The sequence below is a fragment of the Microbacterium sp. genome (assembly GCF_047607225.1).
Taxonomy (GTDB): domain Bacteria; phylum Actinomycetota; class Actinomycetes; order Actinomycetales; family Microbacteriaceae; genus Microbacterium.
Genome location: NZ_JASGDO010000007.1, coordinates 1 through 3,378 on the forward strand (window position 1 = coordinate 1; position 3,378 = coordinate 3,378).

3 protein-coding genes and 1 pseudogene are annotated in these 3,378 nt (G+C 67.7%); 1 reads left to right on the plus strand and 3 read right to left on the minus strand.

What is annotated here, in order from left to right; all coding sequences use genetic code 11:
- Window positions 1–140: 140 nt before the first annotated feature.
- Complete coding sequence (locus QM591_RS00950; RefSeq protein WP_415128669.1) at window positions 141–1,475, minus strand: ABC transporter substrate-binding protein; 1,335 nt, start codon at window positions 1,473–1,475, stop codon at window positions 141–143.
- Window positions 1,476–1,712: 237 nt separating this feature from the next.
- Between QM591_RS00950 and QM591_RS00955 the strand changes: the two genes are divergently transcribed.
- Window positions 1,713–2,768, plus strand: a complete 1,056-nt coding sequence (locus QM591_RS00955; protein WP_415128671.1) for a LacI family DNA-binding transcriptional regulator — start codon at window positions 1,713–1,715, stop codon at window positions 2,766–2,768.
- Between the two features lie 85 nt (window positions 2,769–2,853).
- Here the strand turns inward: QM591_RS00955 and rplL are convergent, their stop codons facing one another.
- Together rplL and QM591_RS00965 are read right to left on the minus strand one after the other, a co-directional pair.
- Window positions 2,854–3,246: a 50S ribosomal protein L7/L12 gene (gene rplL, locus QM591_RS00960; RefSeq protein WP_067162486.1), complete on the minus strand. Its 393-nt coding sequence runs from the start codon at window positions 3,244–3,246 to the stop codon at window positions 2,854–2,856.
- Window positions 3,247–3,290: 44 nt separating this feature from the next.
- A pseudogene (locus tag QM591_RS00965) lies at window positions 3,291–3,378 on the minus strand (50S ribosomal protein L10); the annotation flags it as partial.

The window sequence follows — 3,378 nt, forward strand, 5'->3', positions numbered from 1 at the left end:
AGGCCGGCTGGCCTTCGCAGTGATCTGACACCGAGGAGTGGGGGGGGCCCGGAGGGGGGGCCCCCCACCCCCCCGGCGGCCGGGCCGCGGGTTGGTTGGGGGGCCCCCCCGCGGGCCCGCCCCCACTCCTCGGTGTCAGATCACTGCGAAGGCCAGCCGGCCTCGATCTGCTGGAGAACGGTGTCGGTTTCGGCACCGTTCACCCAGTCGATCATCCCCTTGAAGAACGTACCCGCGCCCACGGCCGACGGCATCAGGTCAGAGGCGTCGAAGCGGAACGTGGTGGTGTCGTCCGACAGGATCCTGATGGCTTCCTTCAGGATGTTGCTCGACGCGTTCTCCGGGTCGAGACCCTTGTTGGCGCTGATCACGCCGCCGAGCTTGACGCGCGAGTTCGCCCACTCCGGGCTGGAGAGGTACTCCTGAACCTTCTGGGTCGACTCTGAGTCGTCGAACGCGGCGACGATCTCACCACCGCCGGTGACGACGGCACCGTTGCTGGAGCCGCCGGCCTCGAACGGAGGCATCAGGAAGGCCCAGATGTCCCCGTCGGCGGCGACCGTGCCACCGGCGTCGGTGATGAAGCCGTCGTAGAACGAGGCCTGGTGGTGCAGGGCGCACTCACCCTTCACCAGCGCCGTCGCCGGGTCGCCGAAGGGGGTCGTGACGATCGACTTGACGTCGCCGAAGCCGGCGTTGACATAGTCGGGGTTCAGCGCGATCTTGCCGAACTCGTCGAACGCCGACTTGATCGCCGGATCGGTGAAGGGCACCTCGTTGGCGACCCACTTGTCGTAGACGTCCGTGCCCGACTGGCGCAGCACGAGGTCTTCGATCCAGTCGGTGCCCGGCCAGCCGGTCGCCGCGTCAGAGCCGAAGCCGATGCACCACGGAGCCTTGTCGGTGTCCTTCTGGATCTGCGCCGTCAGGTCGAGCAGCCCCTGCCAGTCGGTCGGCACCTCGTACCCGTTGTCCTTGAAGAACGACGGTGAGTACCAGATCCAGCCCTTGACCGAGGCCATGAGCGGAGCGCCGTAGAGCTTGCCGTCGACGGTCGCGTAGTTCGCCCAGTCCTCGGTCCACCCGCTCTTGACGTTCTCGGCGACGGCGGCGGGAGCCTCCTTGAGGAAGCCGCGCGTGGCCATGTCGGCCATGAGGCCCGGCTGCGGGAAGATCGCGATGTCGGGGGCGTTGCCACCCTGCGCGCGCACCGCGATCTGAGCCTCGAACTCCTTCGAGGACTCGTACTTGATGTCGATGCCGTTTTCCTTCTCCCAGTCGGCCCACGACTCTTCGAGGAGCTTCGCCTCGGTGTCGGCGATCGTGCCGTAGACGGTCACGACCTTGTCATCGGCACCACCCGAGTTGTTGTTGTTCCCCGTGGACCCGGGGCCCCCACTGCACCCTGCCAACGCGATGCCCGCGGCGCCGAGTACGGCGAGAGGGGCGAGTAGACGACGCTGTGCCATCCCCATGTGTTTTCCTCCTCGTTGAGCGCCCGGAACCGCCCCGGGCGACACGTCGGAACCCCGATAGGGAACCGATTCCAGGTAACGCTAATGGAATGCGCGGCACACCCACAACGTCGCTCACATCACAACCCGATAACGGCCGTGATTCCCGCGGAAACCCGGGCCGCCATGGAATCACAACCGGTTCCATAACGGGGCCCTATCGGCTAGAGTTCCAACGTTCGACTCGAGGGAGAGAGCATGGCGGGGATCGCGGATGTGGCAGCGCGCGCAGGCGTGTCGAAGGCCACCGCGAGCCGCGCTCTCACCGGCAGCGGGTACGTCTCAGAGGCCACGAGGCTGCGTGTCCGTGCCGCCGCCGATGAGCTGGGCTACGTGCCCTCGACGAGCGCCGTGAGTCTCGCCACCGGAAGGACGCAGAACATCGGCGTCGTGATGCCCTACGTCAACCGATGGTTCTTCGCGGAGGTGCTCGAAGGGATCCAGCAGACGTTGCTGGATTGCGGGATGGACCTCACCCTCTACGACGCGAAGCCGGGAACGGCCGGGCGTCGACGCATCTTCGACGACTTCCTCGCCCGCAAGCGCTTCGACGGACTCATCGCCGTCGGGCTGGAGCCTCAGGACCATGAGATCGAGCGGCTGGTGCAGATCGGTCGGCCCGTGGTCAGCGTGGTAGGCAGCGGCGATGAGACGAGTCTGATCACGATCGACGACGACTACGCCGCCCGGCGAGCGACCGAGCACCTTCTCGGCCTGGGCCACACCGCGATCGCCTTCCTCGGCGGAGGCATCGGCGCCCACTGGGCCCATGTCGACAAGCAACGACTGGACGGCTATCGCGCGGCGATGACGGAGGCGGGCCTGGGCGACCGGATCGACCACGTGCGTTCTGCGATCTCGCTGTCGGGAGGCTATGACGCGGCGGTCGACCTGCTCGGCGACGCACGGCGCCGGCCCACGGCCCTCGTCGCGACGTGCGACGAGGTGGCCGTCGGGGCGATCATCGCGGCGCGGCGGCTCGGGATCCACGTGCCGGGCGCCCTCAGTGTCGTCGGGATCGACGATCACGAGTTCGCCGAGGTGTTCTCGCTGACGACGCTGCAGCAGGTGCCACGCGAGCAGGGCCGGGCCGCCGTCGAGATGCTGCTGGCCCAGATCGCGGACCCCGACCGCCCGCTCCAGATCGTCCGGATGCACGCGCGCCTGATCGTGCGAAGCTCGACCTCTGCGGCCAATGCGGAAAGCTCGGCGGTGCTCGACACCGATCTGATCCGCGGAGCCTCACAAGGCTGAGCGCCGCCGGCCCGGACCCCGCCTTCCACCCATGACGAAGGCCCCCGGGACGGATCCCGGGGGCCTTCTGATCTCGCGAGCGAGATTACTTCAGGGTCACCGAAGCGCCGGCCTCTTCCAGAGCGGCCTTGGCCTTCTCGGCGGTCTCCTTGTTGGCGCCCTCGAGGACAGCCTTGGGAGCACCGTCGACGACGGCCTTCGCCTCGCCGAGGCCGAGCGAGGTGAGCTCGCGGACGACCTTGATGACCTGGATCTTCTTGTCGCCGGCGGCCTCGAGGACGACGTCGAACGAGTCCTTCTCCTCCTCGGCGGCGGCGTCACCGGCACCACCGGCGGGCGCGCCGGCAGCGGCGACCGCGACGGGGGCGGCAGCGGTGACGTCGAAGGTCTCCTCGAACGCCTTGACGAACTCGGAGAGCTCGATGAGCGTGAGCTCCTTGAACGCGTCGAGCAGCTCCTCAGTGCTGAGCTTTGCCATGATGTTTCTCCTTGATTGGGGTTGTGCTATGCCGAAGCCCGGATTCAGGCCGCGGACTCCTGCTTCTCGCGCAGCGCGTCGACCGTGCGAACGGCCTTCGACGGCAGCGCATTGAAGACGTAGGCCGCCTTG

What these genes read in the sequence shown, in the direction of transcription:
- QM591_RS00950 (WP_415128669.1), bottom strand. Translation starts at nt 1,475, where the DNA reads ATGGGGATGGCACAGCGTCGTCTACTCGCCCCTCTCGCCGTACTCGGC.
- rplL (WP_067162486.1), bottom strand. Translation starts at nt 3,246, where the DNA reads ATGGCAAAGCTCAGCACTGAGGAGCTGCTCGACGCGTTCAAGGAGCTC.
- QM591_RS00955 (WP_415128671.1), top strand. Translation starts at nt 1,713, where the DNA reads ATGGCGGGGATCGCGGATGTGGCAGCGCGCGCAGGCGTGTCGAAGGCC.